General features: G+C 73.3%; 11 protein-coding genes and 1 pseudogene. 9 read left to right on the top strand and 3 right to left on the bottom strand.

What is annotated here, in order from left to right:
• Positions 1-106 precede the first annotated feature (106 nt).
• The 5 genes from QQS16_RS35380 to QQS16_RS35360 all read left to right on the top strand — a co-directional run bounded on the left by QQS16_RS35380 (position 107) and on the right by QQS16_RS35360 (position 5785).
• On the top strand, positions 107-892 hold the full coding sequence (locus QQS16_RS35380; RefSeq protein ID WP_286066147.1) for an ABC transporter ATP-binding protein: 786 nt from the start codon (positions 107-109) through the stop codon (positions 890-892).
• A 3-nt stretch (positions 893-895) separates the two neighbouring features.
• Positions 896-2209 carry an FtsX-like permease family protein gene (locus QQS16_RS35375; RefSeq protein ID WP_286066146.1) on the top strand — a complete coding sequence of 438 codons (1314 nt, stop codon included), beginning with the start codon at positions 896-898 and terminating at the stop codon, positions 2207-2209.
• 193 nt (positions 2210-2402) lie between these two features.
• Entirely contained in the window at positions 2403-3260 is an 858-nt protein-coding gene (locus QQS16_RS35370) for an AAA family ATPase (protein WP_286066561.1), read from the top strand.
• Positions 3257-4630, top strand: coding sequence for a vWA domain-containing protein (locus QQS16_RS35365; protein WP_286066145.1), 1374 nt, complete (start codon positions 3257-3259; stop codon positions 4628-4630). Before QQS16_RS35370 ends, QQS16_RS35365 begins: the two co-directional genes overlap by 4 nt.
• A 180-nt stretch (positions 4631-4810) precedes the next feature.
• Entirely contained in the window at positions 4811-5785 is a 975-nt protein-coding gene (locus tag QQS16_RS35360) for an NAD(P)-dependent alcohol dehydrogenase (protein WP_286066144.1), read from the top strand.
• 283 nt (positions 5786-6068) lie between these two features.
• Here QQS16_RS35360 and QQS16_RS35355 read toward each other — a convergent pair whose 3' ends face one another.
• From QQS16_RS35355 to QQS16_RS35345, 3 genes and pseudogenes are all read right to left on the bottom strand, one after another.
• Positions 6069-6428: a cupin domain-containing protein gene (locus QQS16_RS35355; protein ID WP_286066143.1), complete on the bottom strand. Its 360-nt coding sequence runs from the start codon at positions 6426-6428 to the stop codon at positions 6069-6071.
• 199 nt (positions 6429-6627) lie between these two features.
• The gene (locus QQS16_RS35350; protein ID WP_286066142.1) at positions 6628-7605 is read right to left on the bottom strand and encodes a pyridoxal-phosphate dependent enzyme; all 978 of its coding nucleotides are present in this window, start codon (positions 7603-7605) and stop codon (positions 6628-6630) included.
• Between the two features lie 167 nt (positions 7606-7772).
• A pseudogene (locus QQS16_RS35345) lies at positions 7773-8453 on the bottom strand (helix-turn-helix transcriptional regulator); the annotation flags it as partial.
• Between the two features lie 267 nt (positions 8454-8720).
• Between QQS16_RS35345 and QQS16_RS35340 the strand changes: the two are divergent.
• The 4 genes from QQS16_RS35340 (at position 8721) to QQS16_RS35325 (ending at position 15545) form a co-directional block, all read left to right on the top strand.
• On the top strand, positions 8721-9893 hold the full coding sequence (locus tag QQS16_RS35340; RefSeq protein WP_286066560.1) for an MFS transporter: 1173 nt from the start codon (positions 8721-8723) through the stop codon (positions 9891-9893).
• Between the two features lie 187 nt (positions 9894-10080).
• Positions 10081-11841 (top strand): glycoside hydrolase family 35 protein, encoded by a 1761-nt coding sequence (locus QQS16_RS35335; RefSeq protein WP_286066140.1) that lies wholly within the window; start codon positions 10081-10083, stop codon positions 11839-11841.
• Positions 11841-14243, top strand: coding sequence for a beta-galactosidase (locus QQS16_RS35330; RefSeq protein WP_286066139.1), 2403 nt, complete (start codon positions 11841-11843; stop codon positions 14241-14243). The genes QQS16_RS35335 and QQS16_RS35330 overlap by 1 nt, the downstream gene beginning before the upstream one ends.
• A 234-nt stretch (positions 14244-14477) precedes the next feature.
• Positions 14478-15545: a LacI family DNA-binding transcriptional regulator gene (locus QQS16_RS35325; RefSeq protein ID WP_286066138.1), complete on the top strand. Its 1068-nt coding sequence runs from the start codon at positions 14478-14480 to the stop codon at positions 15543-15545.
• The last annotated feature ends 48 nt before the right edge of the window (positions 15546-15593 follow it).

The following is a 15593-nucleotide window of genomic DNA, read 5'->3' as shown; positions in this document are numbered from 1 at the left end:
CCTGGGTACACCCCCGGATACGGGTTCTGCGCCCCATGTGCTCCGTCCGGCCTCTCCGTAGCTTCGTGAGCCAGGCACACGTCGTGCCGGACGGAGAGGGATGACGATGTTTCGCACAGGCACACGGCGTACACACGACACGGGCCCCGCCCCGGAGGCGCTGCGGCTGGTCAAGGTCAGCAAGACCTACGGGACGGACGACAGCACCGTCACCGCGCTGGACGGGGTGACCCTGTGCCTCGGCCGCGGCACCTTCACCGCGGTGATGGGACCGTCGGGCTCCGGCAAGTCCACGCTGCTCCAGTGCGCGGCCGGGCTCGACCGGCCGGACAGCGGGATCGTCCGGGTCGACGGCACCGAGCTGACCGGCGGCGGCGAGGCCGAGCTGACGAAGTTCCGGCGCGGCCGGATCGGGTTCGTGTTCCAGCAGTACAACCTGCTGGACACGCTGACCGTGGCGCAGAACACCGTGCTGCCCCTCAAGCTCGCCGGACGGCGCGTGGACCGCGGGCGGACCCGGGAGGTGCTGACGGCCGTCGGCCTGGGCGACCGGCTCGGGCACCGGCCGGACCAGTTGTCCGGCGGTCAGCGCCAGCGGGTGGCGATCGCCCGCGCGCTGGTCACCGAACCCCGGGTGATCTTCGCGGACGAGCCGACCGGGGCCCTGGACACCCGCAGCGCGCGCGGTGTGCTGCGGCTGCTCCAGGACACCGTGCGGGTGCACGGGCGGACCGTGGTGATGGTGACGCACGACCCCGTCGCCGCCTCGTACGCCGACTCCGTGCTGTTCCTCGCCGACGGGCGGCTGGCGGGCCGGATGGACGCCCCGACACCGGACGCGGTGGCCGAGCGGCTGGCGCACCTGGGCGACGACGTGACGGCGGGGGTGTGAGCCATGTTCCTGCTGGCGATGCGGTCGATACGGCGACGGCCCGGACGGTTCCTCGCGACGCTGCTGTCCGCCTTCCTGGGCGCGGCGATCATCATGACGTTCAACTCCCTGTACGACACGGCGGGCCGGGGCGGTGTCGACCCGGTGAGCGCGGACACGCTGAACACCTCGGCGGGTGTCGTCGGCGGCTACGGCACCCTGCTGGTGTTCTTCGCGGTCGCCTCGACGCTGACCGTCAACGTCCGCCAGCGGGCGGCCGAGTTGGAGCTGCTGCGCTGCTCGGGGGCGACTCCGGCGCAGCTCAGGCGGATGGTCGTGGGTGAGGCGGTGGCCGTCGCCCTGGGAGGTGCGGTCCTGGCGATCGGCCCGGCGGTGCTCGGCGGACGGGCCCTGCTGGGGGTGTTCCAGGACGGCGGGCAGGTCGCGCGGTCCGTCGACCACTCCTTCGGTCCGGTCGCGCTGACGTCGGGCGTCGCCATCACGCTGGCCGCCGCGGCCGGCGCCGCCTTCCTCGCCGTACGGCGCGCCACCCGCGGACACCGGCGGCGGAGCCGGGTGCGGACGGTGCTCGCGTACGCCGCGCTGCTGATAGGTGCCGTGGCGGCCTGCTCCACCTTCGCCCTCTCGGCGACGGACGCGGCGCTGATGGCGGCGCCGGCGTACGGGGCGATCCTGCTGTCGGTGGGGTTCGCGCTGCTGTCGCCGCGGTTGCTGAAGGGGGTGCTGGACCGGCTGCCGCTGACCGGCGCGAGCGGCTGGCTGGCGGTGCGCAACCTGCGCCGCCGGTCGGACCACCTCGCCGGGATCCTGATGTCGCTGATCCTGTTCACGGCGGTGGCCACGGCCACGCTGTACATGCAGGCGGTGGAGAACGACGCCGTGACGTCCACGGGGCCGGCCAGGTCGGTCGACGCCAGGAACCTGGAGACGCTGAACCTCACGGTCGTCGGCATCATCGTGGTGTTCGTCTGCGTGATGCTGGTCAACTCGCTGTACGCGGCGACCACGTACCGCGGCCGGGAGTTCGGGCAGCAGCGCCTGGCCGGGGCGACTCCGGGGCAGGTGCTCGGCACGGTGGGCGCCGAGGGGCTGATCCTCACGGTCACCGGGCTGTTCTTCGGGACGGTGGCCGCGCTGGCCGGGATCATCCCGTTCACCGTCGTCCGCACCGACTCGGTGCTGCCGCCGGACCAGGGGCTGGGCATCTGGCTCGCGGTCGTGTCGATCGCGGCGGCGGCGACGCTGGGGACCAGCCTGGTCACGGCCCGGCGGGTGCTGCGGACTCCGGCCGTGGGGGCGGTGGCGGTGGCCGCGTGAGTGCGGCGATGCGGAGGGGGAAGCGAGCGGGGGGGCCGTTTCGGCGGCTGCCCTCTCCCCGAGTGCGGGGCGCTGCGCCGCGGTCCGAGCGCGTCGAGGAGGCCGTCGCGGTCGCGGATTCCCCGTGACACAGGTGCTGAACAAGCGCTTAGATAGGAAGCCGTCAGCTGTCGTCGCCGCGCTGGAGGCCCCGTTGTTCACGTCCGTCGACGATGTCTCCGCACGTCTCGCCCAGACCGGCTATCTCGCCTCGCCCGCGGTCGCCACCACCGTCTTCCTCGCCGACCGGCTCGGCAAGCCCCTCCTCGTCGAGGGTCCCGCCGGGGTCGGCAAGACGGAGCTCGCGAAGGCGGTGGCCCAGGTCGCCGGGGCGGAACTGGTACGGCTCCAGTGCTACGAGGGCGTCGACGAGTCCCGCGCGCTGTACGAGTGGAACCACGCCAAGCAACTGCTGCGCATCACCGCCGGCCGCGACGAGAGCTGGGACGAGACGCGGACCGACATCTTCAGCGAGGAGTTCCTGCTCCCCCGCCCGCTGCTCACCGCGATCCGCGGCGACCGGCCGAAGGTCCTGCTGATCGACGAGACCGACAAGGCGGACGTCGAGGTGGAGGGCCTGCTGCTGGAGGTGCTCAGCGACTTCCAGGTCACCGTCCCGGAACTGGGCACGATCACCGCGACCCGCCGCCCCTTCGTGGTGCTCACCTCGAACGCGAGCCGCGAGCTGTCCGAGGCCCTGCGGCGCCGCTGTCTGTTCCTGCACATCGGCTTCCCGGACGAGGAGCTGGAGCGCCGGATCGTCCGGCTGAAGGTGCCCGGCCTGGACGAGGCGCTGGCCGCGTCGGTCGTCCGCGTCGTCGGCGCGCTGCGGGCGATGGACCTGCGGAAGGTCCCGTCGGTCGCCGAGACCATCGACTGGGCGCGCACCCTCCTCGCGCTCGGCGCCGGCACCCTCGACGAGACCGTCGTACGCGACACCCTGGGCGTGCTGCTCAAGCACCAGGACGACCTGCTCAAGGCCGGCGCCAAGCTCGACCTGGGCGCCCTGTGAGCGCACCGGCCGGTGTGACGGAGCGGCTGACGTCGCTCGTCGGGGCGCTGCGCGCCCACGGCATCCGCGTCGGCACCGGTGAGACCGTGGACGCGGCGCAGGCGATGGAGGCACTGGGTCTCGCCGACCGCGAGCGGCTGCGGGAGGGGCTGGCCGCGACCCTGCTGCACGGCCCGGCCCAGCGCCCGGTGTTCGACCCGGTCTTCGACCTGTACTTCCCGCGGGGTGTCGGCGCGCCCGGGACCGAGCCCGCGGACCGGGACGACCTGCGCGAGCGCCTCGCCGCCGCGCTGGCCGCGAACGACCGGGCGCTGCTGGGCCGGCTGGCGGCGGAGGCGGTCGACGGTCTCGGCGGGTACGGCTCCTCGCCGGGGTCGGACGGCTGGTCGTCGTACCAGACGCTGGACCGGCTGCGTCCGCAGACGCTGCTCGCGCGGGTCCGCGACAGCGTCCGCGCGCAGGGCGGCGGGGTGCGGGGTGGCGGGGTGGGGTTCGCCGACCGGCTGCTGGAGGACGAGATCCGGCGGCGTATCGAGGCGTTCCGCGGCATGGTGGCCACGGAGGCGCGGCGCCGGGTCGCCGAGCGGCGCGGCCGGGACGAGATCGCCCGCCGGGCCGTGGCCCCGACCGCCGACCGGGTCGACTTCCTGTTCGCGGGCAAAGCCCAACTCGCCGAGCTGCGCAGGACGGTGCAGCCGCTGGCCCGCAAGCTGGCCACCCGGCTAGCGGCCCGCCGGCGCCGGGCCGCCCGGGGCACCATCGACCTGCGGCGCACCCTGCGCGGTTCCCTGTCGACGGGCGGGGTGCCGATGCGGCCGGTGCTGCGCCGGCGCCGCCCCGCCCGTCCCGAACTGGTGCTGCTGTGCGACGTGTCGGGCTCGGTGTCCGGGTTCTCCGACTTCACGATGCTGCTGGTGCAGGCGCTGCACGACCAGTTCAGCAAGGTGCGGGTGTTCGCCTTCGTCAACCGGATCGACGAGGTGACCCGGTTGCTCGTGCACGGCGCGGCCGACCCGGAGGGACTCGGCGCCCGCATCCGGGCGGAGGCCACGCTCACGGGCTGGCACGGCAGCAGCGACTACGGCGTCGCGCTGGGCGAGTTCGCGGAGCGGTACGGCGATGCGGTCGGCCCGCGCACCACCGTGTTCGTCCTCGGCGACGCGCGCACCAACATGAGCGACCCGAACCTGCCCGCCGTACGCCGGATCGCCGACCGGGCCCGCCGCGTCCACTGGCTGAACCCGGAGGCGCGCTCCCAGTGGGGCACCGGCGACTCCGCCGCCCCCGCCTACGCCGACCTCGTCGAGATGCACGAGTGCCGCAACGCCGGACAGCTCGGCACCCTCGTCGGACGCCTGCTGCCCGTCTGATCACGCTGCCCGGTGACACGGGCACGCTGCCCCGGCCGAATCGCGCGGCCCGGGTACCCGCCCGACCGCAGGACAGCGGGGTGGGACCGGCGGCCGGCTCCTCCCGCAGACGTAGGGCTTGTCCCCGATATCCGTCCCGCCCCCCTGCCCGTACGCTCCGCAGCAACGGAGGGGACAACCATGAAGGCAGTCATCCAGGACCGGTACGGCTCGACGGACACCCTGGAGTTCCGGGAGGTCGAGCGGCCCGTGCCCGCGGCGGACGAGGTGCTGGTGCGGGTGCGCGCGGCAGCGGTGAACGCGTACGACTGGCACCTCATGCACGGCGACCCGAAGATCGCCCGCCTGGTGCTCGGACTGCGCGCGCCGAAGGCCCGGATCCGGGGCCGGGACTTCGCCGGGCTGGTGGAGGCGGTCGGCAGCGAGGTGAAGGAGCTGCACCCCGGGGACGAGGTGTACGGGGAGGCGGACGGCGCTTTCGCGGAGTTCGTGTGCGCCAAGGACGGTGCGGTCGGCCCGAAGCCGGCCGGGTTCACTTTCGAGCAGGCTGCGGCGATGCCCCTGGCCGCGAACACCGCCCTCATCGGTCTGCGGGACGTGGCCGGGGTCCGGCCGGGCCAGAGCGTGCTGGTGAACGGGGCGTCTGGCGGCGTGGGCACGTTCGCGGTCCAGCTCGCCAAGGCGTTCGGCGCCGAGGTGACCGGGGTGTGCCGGACACGGAACCTGGACCTCGTCCGCTCGCTCGGCGCGGACCACGTCGTCGACTACACCCAGGAGGACTTCACCCGCACGGGGCGCCGGTACGACATCGTCCTGGACCTGGTGGGCAACCGCTCCCTGGGCGCGTTCCGGCGCGCGCTCACTCCGACCGGCACGCTCGTGCTGTCCGGCGGGGGCGTGTACGAGGGCGGCAGTGTCCTCGGCCCCATGTCGCTCTTCTTCAGGCGACGCCTGATGTCCCCCTTCACCCGCCGACGACTGCTCGAACTCCCGGCGAAACCCGGCAAGGAGAACCTCGCGGTACTCCGGGAACTCGCCGAATCCGGGCAGATCGCCCCGGTCGTCGAGCGGACCTACCCCCTCAGTGAGGCTGCCGAGGCCATCCGGCACCTGGAACAGGAACACGCCCGCGCGAAGATCGTCGTGACGGTGTGAGTCATGTGGCTGACCGGACGGGCGTCTGAGGCTTGTGGCCGACCGGACGGGCTCTGGGCACGGGGTGTGCCAAAACCGGGCGTGCCCGAGAACGGGTTTCGGCTCCGCCTTCAGGCACACCTGTCGTCAGGTGGTGGGGTCATCCGCCGGTCGCGCAGCGCCGACCGAGTGGAGGCCGCACGTGCCCGCGACCGGCGTCCGGTCCGCCTCCGCGCACATCTGCGAGGCGCGGTCATTTCACTCCGCGCACACCAACTCGGTCAGTCCGCCCTCGCGTACTCGGTCAGTCCGCCTTCGCGTACTCCTTTGCCATACCTCCCGCGAAGTCGTACACCACGACCTGCTCGTCGCTGACGACCCACGCGTCATGGCCGGGCGTGCACACGAAGACGTCGCCGGGGCCCACTTCGCTCTCGGCGCCGTCGTCCATGCGGATGCGCATGCGCCCCTGGACGACGAAGCCGTTGTGGTGGACCTGGCAGCTGTCCGTGCCCGCTATCGGTGCCACGGACTCCGACCAGCGCCAGCCCGGCTCGAAGGTCGCGACGGCGAAGTCGAGTCCGCTGAGATGGACGGCTTCGAGATGTCCCTGGGGGAAGTCGCGGCGCTCGTCCGCCTTGTCGAGTGTCTTCACCTCAAGCATGACGGCTCTCCCTTCCGGCCGTTGTCCGCACGGCCGGGGCCGGTCTCCGTCTTCCGCCCGCCATGAGCGGAACCGCGGGGGCCGCGCCCCATCACTCCATCGTCCGCCCGTCCATCCGGGGCCGCCATTCGGGTGACGGCTCCCGATGTACTGGCAATCGGGTGCCGACGTCCGACGTGCCGACGTGCCGCTCGTGCAGTCAGGCCCCGGCCGCGCACAGCTGGGCGAAACGCTCCACGCCGATGTTCCCGCCGGAGACGATCACTCCCACCCGGCCCGGGAGGGCTCCCGCCCGGCCAGCGAGCAGGGCGGCCAGCGGCGTGGCGCCGCTCGGCTCGACGACGATCTTCAGGCGTTCGAACGCGAACCGCATCGCCGCCCGGATCTCGTCGTCGGACACCAGGACGATCCCGTCGACGAGCCGCCGGTTGACGGAGAAGGTCAGCTCCCCCGGCGTCTCCGCCGCCTGACCGTCGGCGATGGTGCGGGGCACGGGGATCGTGACCCGCCGGCCCGCCTCCAGCGACTGTCTGGTGTCGTCCCCGGCCTCCGGCTCCACGCCGATCACCTGGATACCGGCGTCCAGCCCCTTGGCCGCGGTGGCACTGCCGGCGATCAGTCCACCGCCGCCCACCGGTGTCATCAGTGCCCCCAAATCTCCTACCTCCTCGATGAGTTCGAGTGCCGCGGTGCCCTGGCCCGCCATGACGTGCGGGTGTTCGTAGGGCGGGATGAGAGCGAGGTTCCGCTCGGCGGCCAGCGCCTCCCCGATGGCCACGCGGTCACCGGTGTAGCGGTCGTACGTCACGATCTCGGCGCCGTAGGCGGCGGTGGCCGCCCGCTTGGAGGCCGGGGTGTCCTCCGGCATGACGATCACCGCGGTGGTGCCGAGTTCGCGGGCGGCCAGGGCGACGGCCTGGGCGTGGTTGCCGGAGGAGTAGGCGGCGATGCCCCGGGCCAGTTGTTCCGGGGTGAGCCGGGAGGCCGCGTTGTAGGCACCGCGGAACTTGAAGGCGCCCACGCGCTGGAAGTTCTCGCACTTGAGGAAGACCTCGGCGCCGACGAGTTCGTCGAGGGTGCGTGAGCGCAGCACGGGAGTGCGGTGGGCGACGCCCTTGAGCCGGGCGGCAGCGTCACGGATGTCGTCCAGGGTGACCGGCGGGGTGGTGGTCGTCACGCGTGTCCTCCATCGGAATCGGAAGAAGCAGCAGCGGAAGGAGCAGCAGCGGGAGGAGCAGCAGCGGGAGGAGCGGAGTCGGAGGATCCACCGACCGCCGATCCCGCGGCGGAGCCGGGGGTGGGGTCGGGGGTGGGGTCGGAGGACCCGGAGGACCCGGGCGCATCAGAGGCCCCGGTGGTCGGCGTGGTCGCGGCTCTGGCCTGGGAGAGGTAGCTGTACGCGGAGGCGCGGGAGATGCCGAGCCGGGCGGCGACCTGCTCGACCGCGCGCCGCACGGCGAAGACGCCGCGGTCGTCCAGGCTGCGGAACAGTTCCAGCCGCTCCGCGCGGTCGAGTCCCGCCCAGGGGCGGTTCTGGTGGAGCTGATGGGCGTCGAGTATCACGTCGACGACGGAGTCGATGTCGTTGCCGAAGGTGGTGACCGGCAGTTCGGCGGGGGCCCGGCCGATCCCGGCGAGCACGCCGAGCAGGGCGTGGGCCTCGGTGGCCGCGGACACGTCGAGGTTGACGCAGACGGCTCCGAACACCGCTCCGGTGGAGTCCCGCAGCACCATGGTGGAGGACTTGACGGTCTGTCCGGCGCGCGTGCGGGTGACGTAGTTCAGCTCGTCGGCCGCCCGGTCGCCGCGCGCGACCATCCGCATGCCGATCTCGCTCATCGCCCCGCCCACGGCACGCCCGGTCACCGCGCCGGCGAGGGCGACCACCGACCGCTCCGGGCGCCGGTAGTCGTGCAGGACCACCTCGCACATCGGACCGAAGGTCGCCACGATCCCCTCGACGACCGGCTTCAGCGCGGCGAGGATCGCGTCCCGCTCGCTCTCCAGGTCCTCTTCGCCCGACACACGCCCTCCCTCTCCAAGCCCCGACCAGCACGTCTAGACTACACGTCCAATCGCTGGACTGGAAGTCCAATCACTCACGAACGCGCTCCGTCGCCCACCTTCCGATCCACCACCGCCCAGGATCTTGACGGCTCTGATGTTACCGGTAACATCAGCCGTCGGAGCGAACGAGAGGGGTGTGCGGTGCCGGGGGAAGATCGCGTCGTCGACAGCAGCACGCCGGTGCCGTCCGTCCAGGCACCCACGCACGAACCGGCCCCCGATCCCGTGCAGGAACCGGTTCCCGGTGCCGAGCGCCGGCCGGTCTTCAGTCCCGCCGCCGTGGTGGCCTCCTGCGTCGGTTTCGTCCTGATCGGCGTGCTCCAGGCCCTGTACGGTCCGGCCATCCCGGCGTTCCGGGAGGAGTTCGGGCTGACGCCCTCGGCGGCCGGACTCGGGCTGAGCGCCCACTTCGTCGGCGGGGTCGCCGGTGTGCTGCTGTTCGACCGGCTCTACGGCCGCCTCGGCAACCGGCGGATCCTCGGCGCCTCGTACCTGCTCATGGCGATCGGCGCGGCGGGCTTCGCGCTGGCGCCGAACTGGCCGGCCGCGCTGGCCGCGGCGCTGTTCGCCGGGCTCGGCTTCGGCGGTATCGACTACGGCCTCAACCAGTTGTTCGCGATCGGCTTCGGCCACCGTTCGACCGCGATGCTGAACATCCTCAACGCCCACTTCGGCGTCGGCGCGATCCTCGGACCGGCGCTGATCGGTGTGGTGGGCTCCGAGCACTACCCGGCGGTCTTCCTCGGGTTCGCGCTCGCCACCCTGCCGTTGCTGCTGTGCCTGAAGGGCGTACGCGACCGGGCGCCGCAACCGGCCGGCGTCCGGGAGTCCGGCGGCGCAGGGGTGCTCGGCCGCAGCCTCGGCTCGGTGCTCGCCGTGTTCGTCGCTCTCTACGTCCTGCACGTGGGCATCGAGGCGGGCGTCGGCGGCTGGGAGCCCACCCACCTGGAGACCGTCGGCTACGGCGCCGGGGTCGCCGCGACCGCCACCTCCGTCTACTGGCTGATGATGACCGTCGGCCGCTTCCTGGTCGCGCCGATCGCGCTGCGCTTCTCGGCGCAGACCATCATCACCGTCTCCTGCGCGGGCATGACGGTCTGTCTGCTGCTGGCCTCGGTCCCGGCCCTCGCGCCGTACGCCTACGCCGGTGTCGGTCTGTTCATCGCCCCGATCTTCCCCACCGGCCTGCCCTGGCTGCACCGGGCGGCCCCGAGCGCCCGCCGGGCCGGTGCCGTCGTCATCGCCGCGTCCATGATCGGCGGTGTCGCCGCCGGGCCGGCGCTCGGCAAGGCCATCGAGGCGTCCGGCGTCCGCGCGGTCCCGCTGCTGCTGTGCGGTGTCTCGGCGCTGTGCCTGGCCGCGACCCTCTGGCTGATCCGCGCGACCCGCGCCCGCTGAGGGGGGGGCCGGCCCGAGCCCCCGTCCGCGGCCTCCGCCCGCCCCCTCCGTTCGAGTTCCGCCTCCGAGTCCTCAGCCCCGGCCCTCCGTCCGGGTCCTCCCTCCGAGCCTTCCGTCCGTTCCCCTCGCCTCCCTCTCCACCCGCACCGCACCGGCCTGTCGCACCCCACCGAAGGGAAGCCCCCGCATGCCCGCTCTGACGACGACGTCCGACGGTTTCCTCCTGCACGGCGAGCCGTTCCGGATCATCTCCGGGGCCCTGCACTACTTCCGCGTCCATCCCGACCAATGGACCGACCGGCTGCGCAAGGCCCGTCTGATGGGGCTCAACACCGTCGAGACGTACCTGCCGTGGAACCTCCACGAGCCGCAGCCCGGCACGCTCGTCCTCGACGGTCTGCTCGACCTGCCCCGCTTCCTGCGGCTGGCGCAACAGGAGGGCCTGCGCGTCCTGTTGCGTCCCGGGCCCTACATCTGCGCCGAGTGGGACGACGGCGGACTGCCCGCGTGGCTCATCGCGGACCCGGACATCCGCCTGCGCACCAGTGACCCCCGCTTCACCGAGGCATTCGACCGCTACCTCGACCAGCTCCTGCCCCCGCTGCTGCCGCACCTGGCGGCGAACGGCGGACCGGTGATCGCCGTACAGGTGGAGAACGAGTACGGAGCGTACGGCGACGACATCGCGTACCTCGAGCACGTCGAACAGGCTCTGCGGTCCCGGGGTGTCGAGGAGCTGCTGTTCACCTGCGACCAGGCCAACGCCAAGCACCTGGCCGCCGGCAGCCTGCCCGGCACGCTCAGCACGGGGACGTTCGGCAGCCGGATCGACGAGCATCTGTCCGCACTGCGCGCGCACCGGCCCGACGGCCCCCTGATGTGCGCGGAGTTCTGGATCGGCTGGTTCGACCACTGGGGAGGCCCGCACCACGTGCGGTCGGCGGAGGACACGGCGGCCGACCTGGACCGGCTGCTGTCCGCGGGCGCCTCCGTCAACGTCTACATGTTCCACGGCGGCACCAACTTCGGCTTCACCAACGGCGCCAACCACCACCACACGTACGCGCCCACCGTCACCTCGTACGACTACGACGCCCCGCTCACCGAGAGCGGTGACCCCGGCCCGAAGTACCACGCGTTCCGTGAGGTCATCGCCCGGCACGCGCCGGTCCCCGACGAGCCGGTCCCGGCGGCGGGTCCCAAACTTCCGCCCCGTACCGTCGGCCTGGACCGCAGGGCACCGCTGCTGCCGTACCTCGGCACACTGGACGGCGTGGTGCGCGCCCAGGACCCGGTGACGATGAACGAACTCGGCGTGCACGGCGGGTATGTGCTGTACCGCACCACCGTTCCCGCCTCGGGCGACGGCCTGTTGCACTTCGCGGGCGGGGTGGGTGACCGGGCGCAGGTCTTCGTGGACGGCGCCCCTGTCGGCGTACTGGAACGCGAACGCCACGACGAGACGCTGCCGTTGCGCGTCCCCCGGTCCGGTGCCGTGCTGGAGGTGCTGGTGGAGAACCAGGGCGGGGTCAACTACGGGCCCCGCATCGGCGCGCCCAAGGGGCTGCTGGGCCCGGTGTCCTTCCAGGGCACCGCCCTGCACGGCTGGGAGTGCCTGCCCGTTCCCCTGGGCGACCTCGGCGCGGTGCCGTTCGAGCCGTCCGCCGCGGCCACGGACGCGGTGCCCGCCTTCCACCGCGGCACGTTCGAGGTGGACACGCCGGCCGACACGTTCCTGGCCCTGCCGGGCTGGACGAAGGGCCAGGCGTGGGTCAACGGCTTCCACCTCGGCCGCTACTGGAACCGCGGTCCGCAGCGCACGCTGTACGTGCCGGGGCCGGTCCTGCGGGCGGGCGCCAACGAGCTCGTCCTGCTGGAGCTGCACGCCACCGCCGGCACCCGGGCACGGCTCACCGACGCTCCCGACCTCGGACCGGAGAACACCTGATGACCCGCCCTCATCGGCTGCGCGTCCCCGCCCCCGCCGGTCCCCCGCTGACCGGGCACCTGCCCTTCTCCGACGCGCCCGGCGTGCCCGACCCCGTCGAGGTCACCAGCCGGTGGCTCACGCGGGGCGGGCGCCCCTGGTTCCCGGTCTCCGGCGAGTTCCACTACTCCCGCTACCCGGCCGCCGAGTGGGAGGAGGAGCTGCTGAAGATGAAGGCGGGCGGTGTCACGGCTGTCGCCAGTTACCTCATCTGGATCCACCATGAGGAGATCGAGGGCCGGATCCGCTTCGACGGCGACCGTGACCTGCGCCGATTCGCCGAGCTGTGCGCCCGGCACGGCCTGGACTTCATTCCGCGCATCGGCCCCTGGTGCCACGCGGAGGTCCGCAACGGGGGCCTGCCGGACTGGCTGCTGGCCCGCGACTGCGTGCCGCGCACCGACGACCCCGCCTATCTGGAGCCCGTGCGCACCTGGTTCGCGGCGATCGCCGGGCAACTGCGGGGCCTGGACCGGGCGCACGGCGGCCCGATCGTGGCGATCCAGGTCGAGAACGAGCTGTACGACCAGCCCGGTCATCTCCTCACCCTCAAGCGGACGGCCCAGGACGCCGGACTGAGCGCCCCGCTGTGGACGTCGACCGCCTGGGGCGGCGTCCGGCTCCCGCCCGACGAGCTGCTTCCGCTGTACGGCGGCTACACCGAGACGTTCTGGACCGAGGCGGACGGCGGCTGGCCCGACACCTGCCGCAAGCACTTCTTCTTCACCCACCAGCGCGACGACGAGGGCATCGGCGCCGACCTGCGCCCGACCACCGTGCGCGGCGGCGAACCGGACGCCTCCGCGGACCGGTTCCCGTGGGCCACCTGCGAGTTGGGCGGCGGGATGGCGGTGTCGTACCACCGCCGCCCGCGGGTCGACGCCGACGACATCGGCGCGCTCGGGCTCACGAAGATCGGGTGCGGCTCGGTGTGGCAGGGCTTCTACATGTTCCACGGCGGCACCAACCCCGCCGGCGAGCTGACGACCCTTCAGGAGTCCCACGCCACCGGCTACCCCAACGACCTGCCCGTCCTGACGTACGACTTCCAGGCGCCGCTCGGCGAGTACGGCCAGTACCGGCGGACGTACGACGAACTGCGGTTGCAGAACCTGCTGTTGGCGGACTTCGGTCCGGTCCTCGCGCCCCTGGAGTCCGTGCTGCCCGAGCGGCGGCCGACGGACCAGGACGACCGGGAGACACTGCGCTGGGCCGTACGCGGCGACAGCCGGTCGGGGTTCCTGTTCGTCAACAACCACCAGCCGCACGAGCCGCTGCCGGCCCACCCGGACACGTCGTTCACGGTCGAGTTCCCCGGCGAGGGCGGCGCGCTGACCCTGCCGAGCACGCCGGTCACGGTCCCGAGCGGCGCCTACTTCTGCTGGCCGTTGCGGCTCGACGTGGCGGGGCTGCGGCTGGAGTGGGCCACCGCGCAGCCCGTGTGCACGGTCGGCCTGGACGGCCGTACCGTGCTGGTGCTGGCCGCCACCGACGGTATCGCTGTCGAACTCGCCCTGGGCTCCTCGTCGGTGGTGTCGGTCGGCGCGCCGTCCGGGGAGCTCACCCCGGTCGGGGACCGGCTGCTGGTGACCGGTCTGCGGCCCGGCACCGATGCCCTGGTCGAGGTGGAGACGACGGACGGCGGCCGGGTCGGCCTGCTGGTCCTGGACGCGGCGACGGCACGTACCGCCTACCGGGGCGAGGCCTGGGGCGCCGAGCGGCTGGTGCTGTGCGACGCGGGTGTCGTCTTCGACCGGGAGCGGGACGAGATGCGGCTGCACGGGCCGGCCTCGGCCGTCTCGTTCGCGGTGCTGCCCGCTCCGCCCAAGGCCCCGGTTGTCGACGGGGCGGTGGTCACGGAGTCTGCGGACGGGGTGTTCACGCGGTACGCGGTGCGGGCCGGTACGGAGCCCGCGGACGGGGCCGCCCCGCCGGCCGTCACGGTCGTCCCGCTCCGCCCGGCGGGTCCGGCGCCCGAGCCCGCGACGGGCGTGCAGGGGCGGGCGAGCGTACCCGCGGACAAGCACGTCGACTCCCTGGCCGCCGAGTACCACGTCGACGTACCGGACGGCCTGCCGCCGGGCACGCTGCTGCGCCTGCACTGGACCGGCGACGTGGGACGGGCGTACGTGGGAGACACCCTCGTCGCGGACCAGTTCTTCTCCGGACGGGTCTGGGACATCGGCCTCGACCGGCTGCCCGCGGACACACCGCGCGCCCGGGGACTGCGGCTGCGGGTGCTGCCGCTGCACCCGGACGCCCCGGTGTACGTGCCCCGGGAAGCGGCCGACGGCACCCGGACGGCCGCCGTGACACACGCCGAGTGGATCACCCGGCGCACCTGGTCGGTACGGGCGGGCTGAACGCCTGTCGGACGGAGGGCCGGGGCGCGGCCGGGCGGTCGCGGGCCCCGCCCGGCCGACCGGTCACGATGCGCGCCGGGGGCCGGCCGGCCGCCGCCTCGGCTCCGGCGGGACGCCTGCTCCGGGACGCCCGCGTCCGCCGGGGCTCGGGGCGGTCCGCCGGAGGCCCGGCCTATGCTGTGGTTCTGCCGGGCGGAACAGGGCCGCCGCGATGATGCCGAGGAAACTGTCACCATGACCCGAAGCGCCGCCGACGGAGCCGTTCCGAAGTGGCGCAGCAGACGGAACTTCGCGGGGTCGCGTCCCGTGATGGGCGACGTGGCCCGGCTGGCCGGTGTCTCCAAGCAGACCGTCTCCCGCGTGCTCAACGACCATCCGTCGGTCCGCGCGGAGACCCGCGAGGCGGTCCTGGTGGCCATGCGGACACTGGGGTACCGGCCCAGCCGCAGCGCCAGGTCGCTGGCCAGCGGCCGGACCCGGATGCTCGGAGTGATCTCCTTCGACGCCGCCCGCTACGGGCCCGCGTCGATCCTCACGGCGATCAACACGGCGGCACAGGACGCCGGGTACCTGGTGAGCTCCATCGCGCTGGACACCGCCGACCACGACACGGTCGTCGAGGCGGTGGACCGGCTCTCGGCCGAGGGCGCGGACGGGGTGATCGCCATCGCGCCGCAGCTGTGGGTGGGCCGGGCCCTGGCCGACACCCACCTGGACATTCCGCTGGTGGTGCTGGAGAACGGCCTCGACACCGACACCCCGCTGGCCACCGGCGACTCACGGGCCGGCGCCCGCAAGGCCACCGAGTATCTGCTGACGCTCGGCCACCCGACCGTCTGGCACATCGCGGGGCCGACCGGCTGGACCTCGGCCGATCACCGGCTGGCCGGCTGGCGGTCGACGTTGGCGGCGGCCGGCGCCGAGGTGCCCGAGGCGCTCGTCGGCGACTGGAGCTCCGACTCCGGGTACGACCTGGGCCGCCGGCTGGCCGGACGCCCGGACGTGACGGCGGTGTTCGTGTCCAACGACCAGATGGCGCTCGGCGTCCTGCACGCCCTGCACGAGGCCGGCCGTTCCGTCCCCGGCGAGGTCAGCGTCGTCGGCTACGACGACATCCCCGAGGCCGCGCACCTCCTTCCGCCCCTGACCACCGTCCGCACGGACTTCGCGGAGATCGGCACCCGGTCCCTGCGCCTTCTCCTGAACCGTATCGACGGCTCCGCCGAACCGCCCCGACCCGCGTCGCTGGTCCCGGTCGACCTGGTGATCCGCGCCAGCAGCGGACCCGCACCGGGACGCTGACGCCGCCCGGACACTCATCAGCGCGGCCGCCGCCACCCGACACGGTTC

The organism is Streptomyces sp. ALI-76-A (assembly GCF_030287445.1).
Classification (GTDB): Bacteria; Actinomycetota; Actinomycetes; order Streptomycetales; family Streptomycetaceae; genus Streptomyces.
The sequence above is the reverse complement of the archived record's forward strand: the minus strand, read 5'-3'. Positions and strand labels throughout refer to the sequence as shown.

Bases quoted from the DNA above. Each gene is read 5' to 3' on its own strand.
- QQS16_RS35380 (WP_286066147.1), top strand. From the start codon at position 107: ATGTTTCGCACAGGCACACGGCGTACACACGACACGGGCCCCGCCCCG.
- QQS16_RS35375 (WP_286066146.1), top strand. From the start codon at position 896: ATGTTCCTGCTGGCGATGCGGTCGATACGGCGACGGCCCGGACGGTTC.
- QQS16_RS35360 (WP_286066144.1), top strand. From the start codon at position 4,811: ATGAAGGCAGTCATCCAGGACCGGTACGGCTCGACGGACACCCTGGAG.
- QQS16_RS35355 (WP_286066143.1), bottom strand. From the start codon at position 6,428: ATGCTTGAGGTGAAGACACTCGACAAGGCGGACGAGCGCCGCGACTTC.
- QQS16_RS35335 (WP_286066140.1), top strand. From the start codon at position 10,081: ATGCCCGCTCTGACGACGACGTCCGACGGTTTCCTCCTGCACGGCGAG.
- QQS16_RS35330 (WP_286066139.1), top strand. From the start codon at position 11,841: ATGACCCGCCCTCATCGGCTGCGCGTCCCCGCCCCCGCCGGTCCCCCG.
- QQS16_RS35325 (WP_286066138.1), top strand. From the start codon at position 14,478: ATGACCCGAAGCGCCGCCGACGGAGCCGTTCCGAAGTGGCGCAGCAGA.